Raw genomic sequence first — 3,346 nt, forward strand, 5'->3', positions numbered from 1 at the left:
TCTGGATCCAGATCAGGATCACCATCAGGAAGAAATTGTTCCAGAACGGCAGCGATATCCACACCTGCGGCTGGCCGCCGAAATACTGGATGATGGCGTTGAGCAGGCCGATCTGCACCTGGCCCTCGCCGCGGTACTCGTAGATGAATTTCCAGATCACGCTGGCGCCGACGAAGGAGATGGCCAGCGGCAGGAAGATCAGGCTCTTGGCGATCGTGCCCCACCAGATCTTGTCGGTGAGCACGGCGATGATCAGCCCGAGGAAGGTGCAGGCCGCCGGCACCACCGCCAGCCACAGGATGTTGTTGAGGATCGAGTTGCGGAAATCGTGGTCGCCGAACGCCCATTCGTAATTGGCGAGGCCGACGAAATTCTCGCCGCCGCGATCGAGGAAGGAGAGCCGCAGCGTCTCGATGACCGGGTAGATCAGATAGATGGTGAGGATGATCATCGCCGGGCCGACGAACAGCCAGGGCCGCACCAGGCCCTGGCGGCGCAGATTGTCGACGGCTGCCGCGCCTGAGACGCCGCGCGACGGGAAAACGAGATCGAGCAGTTTGTTGGCGCCCCAGAAATAGGCGACACAGCCGCCGACGCCGATGATGATGACGAATATGGCCGAGAAAATCTGAGCCGCCATGGGTCCCTCTCCCTGCGCATGACCGGCCAGCCGGGGCTGGCGGTCGGATGCACCGACTTTCGGTTATTCGGAACGATCGAAACGCGAAGGCTTCCGGCGTGGACCGCCGGTCGGATCCGGGCCGTAGCCCGGATCCTGGTGGAGGATGAGGAAAATATCAGGCCGCGCGCGGCGGTCTGTTTGCCGGATGGCTACTTGATGGCATCCCAGCTTTTCTGGATGTCGGCGGCGACGTCCTGCGCGGACTTGCCGCCGACCAGGTCGATCATGCCGGTCCAGAACGAGCCCGCGCCGACCTTGCCGGGCATCAGGTCGGAGCCGTCGAACCGCACCGTCGTGGCTCCAACGAGGATCTCGCCCTGCTTCTTCAGCGCGTCGCTGCCATAGGCGTCCTTGTTGGCGGCCTTGAACGGGGTGACGAAGCTCTTCTGCGCCATCCACAATTCATGCGCGAGCGGCATCTGCAGGAACTTGATGAACTCGCGCGAGGCCTTGGAGTCCTTGGTGATCATCACCAGCGTTCCGGCCACTTCCAGCGGCGTGCCCAGCTCCGGCTTGGAGGCGTAGGGCGGATAGGGGAAGAAGTCCGCATCCTGGCCGAGCTTCACGTTCTCCGGGAAGAAGGAAGGAATGAATGAGGCCTGATGGTGCATGTAGCATTTGGGCGGCACGGTGAAGAGGCCCTTCGGACTGTCGCGGAAGTCGGTCGCCGCGACCGCCTTGGCGCCGCCATCCACCATCTTGTCGTCGGTGGCGATCTTGCCGAAGATGTCGATGGCGTTGACCACGGCCGGGTCGGTGAACGGGATCTCGTTCTTCGTCCACTTGTCGTAGACTTCCGGCGGCTGTGTGCGCAGCATGATGTCCTCGACCCAGTCGGTCGCCGGCCAGCCGGTGGCGCCGCCCGAACCGAGCCCGATGCACCAGGGCTTGCCGCCATCGGCGACGATCTTCTTCTCGAGGTCGGCCAGCTCTTCCTGGGTCTTCGGCACCTTGTAGCCGGCCTCGTCGAAATTATCCGGCGAGTACCAGACCAGACCCTTCACGTCGATCTTGTAGGGGAAGGCGTAGAAGCCGGCCTTGCCGTCCTTGCCATTATAGGTGCCGAGCTTGGCCCAGGAGTCGCCGGCGGCATAATTTTCCTTGATCCAGGCGGCGACGTCGTCGCCCAGCGGGGTCAGCACGCCCTTGGAAGCAAGGTCCTGGATCAGGCCAGGCTGCGGCAGGACGGCGATGTTGGGCGGGCTGCCGGCCTGGGTGTCGATGACGATCTGCTGCTCATAATTCTCGGACGAGGAATATTTGACCTCGGCGCCGGTGGCTTCCTGGAAATAATCGAGAACCGAACGCACAAGCGTCTCGTCCTCGCCGCGCCACGGCCCGAAGATCGTCAGCGTCTCGCCCTTGAGGTCGACCTTCTTGAGGTCGTCGTAGTTCGCCCAGTGGAATTTCGAATCCTCGCCCGGCTTGAACTTCAGTTCGGCATGTGCCGGCAGGCCAAGGGTGAGCGCAGCGAACGCGGCACCCAAGAGAAGCATTTTCTTCATCGCAGTCCTCCCAGTGTTGAGACAGTTCGGACGAAACCTCCATTTCATCCGCCGACGCCCACGGAACTGTGACTCAGCGAGAAGGCAACCGCAACCTTTCGAAGAGTGTTCCAAAGCGCTTTGGCTAACTTGATCTCGCCATTGAATCGTCATGAAGTCAAGAGGCTCGTGTTGCTAATCGATTTAAAAAAGGCCGAATGCCTGAAGAAAGTGCAGTGCAGCAAGCTTTTTTGGCGCTGCAGCAGCAATTTTGGCTTCAAACACGGTCGATGCGCCTCTAAGCTCACCTCGTCTGGCGATTGCGCCAGCCATCATCGGGTCGATTAAAATTGAAAGCGCTTTGAGGCTGGAGGCCTCCGATGAACCTCAAGCAACTGTCGCACATGCTGTCGCTTTCGCAGACCACGGTCAGTCGGGCATTGAACGGCTACCCCGAGGTCAGCGAGGAAACCCGGCGCCGGGTGATGGACGCCGCCAAGCGCCACGGCTACCGGCCGAACCCCAGCGCGCGCCGGCTCGCCACCGGCAAGTCGGGCATGATCGGCTATGTGCTGCCGACGGGCGCCGCCGTCGACATCGATCCGCATTTCGTCGAATTCCTCTCCGGCCTCGGCGACTATGCCCGGTCGCACGAACTCGACCTGGTGCTGTCGCCCGCTGATGCCGACGATGAGGAGACCACCTACCGCCGCATCGTCGCCAACCGGCAGGTCGACGCCGTCTACATCTCCTCGCCGCGTCCGGCCGACCGGCGGCTGGCCCTGGTCAATACGCTGGGCATACCCTTCATTGCCCATGGCCGCAGCGAAGGTTTGGATTTCGATTATCCCTATCTCGACATCGACAATGAGGGCGCCTTCCACGAAGCGGCGCGGCTGCTGCTTCAGCTCGGCCACAAGCGCCTGGCGCTGATCAACGGCAATGAGCGCGAGACCTTCGCCATCCACCGCGAGCGCGGCATGCGCCGGGCGCTTGTCGCGAGCGGGATGACGCTCGGCGAGCGTCTCATCCGCTCGGTGACCATGACCGAGGAAAACGGTTATCGCGCCGCCCGCCGCCTGCTTGAGGACAGTGAGCCGCCGACGGCGATCGTCTGCTCCAGTCTGATCATGGCGCTGGGCGTCGTGCGCGCCGTGCGCGATCTTGGCCTGACGATACC

3 protein-coding genes are annotated in these 3,346 nt (G+C 62.5%); 1 reads left to right on the forward strand and 2 read right to left on the reverse strand.

Going from position 1 to position 3,346, the window contains the following annotated elements; all coding sequences use genetic code 11:
* Both EOA24_RS31590 and EOA24_RS31595 read right to left on the reverse strand, forming a co-directional pair.
* The coding region (locus EOA24_RS31590; protein ID WP_133374706.1) for a sugar ABC transporter permease at nucleotides 1-640 on the reverse strand (640 nt) is incomplete at its 3' end.
* Between the two features lie 191 nt (nucleotides 641-831).
* A complete protein-coding gene (locus EOA24_RS31595; RefSeq protein ID WP_126079920.1) occupies nucleotides 832-2,187 on the reverse strand; it encodes an ABC transporter substrate-binding protein in 1,356 nt (451 codons plus the stop codon).
* Between the two features lie 359 nt (nucleotides 2,188-2,546).
* On the opposite strand from EOA24_RS31595, the gene EOA24_RS31600 reads away from it, so the two are divergent.
* Nucleotides 2,547-3,346, forward strand: an 800-nt coding sequence (locus EOA24_RS31600) for a substrate-binding domain-containing protein (RefSeq protein ID WP_133374707.1), incomplete at its 3' end; no start/stop codon positions are given.

Source organism: Mesorhizobium sp. M2A.F.Ca.ET.039.01.1.1, assembly GCF_003998035.1.
Taxonomy (GTDB): Bacteria; Pseudomonadota; Alphaproteobacteria; order Rhizobiales; family Rhizobiaceae; genus Mesorhizobium.

Excerpts from the sequence above, each read along its gene's own strand:
- EOA24_RS31595 (WP_126079920.1), bottom strand. The coding sequence starts at position 2,187 with ATGAAGAAAATGCTTCTCTTGGGTGCCGCGTTCGCTGCGCTCACCCTT.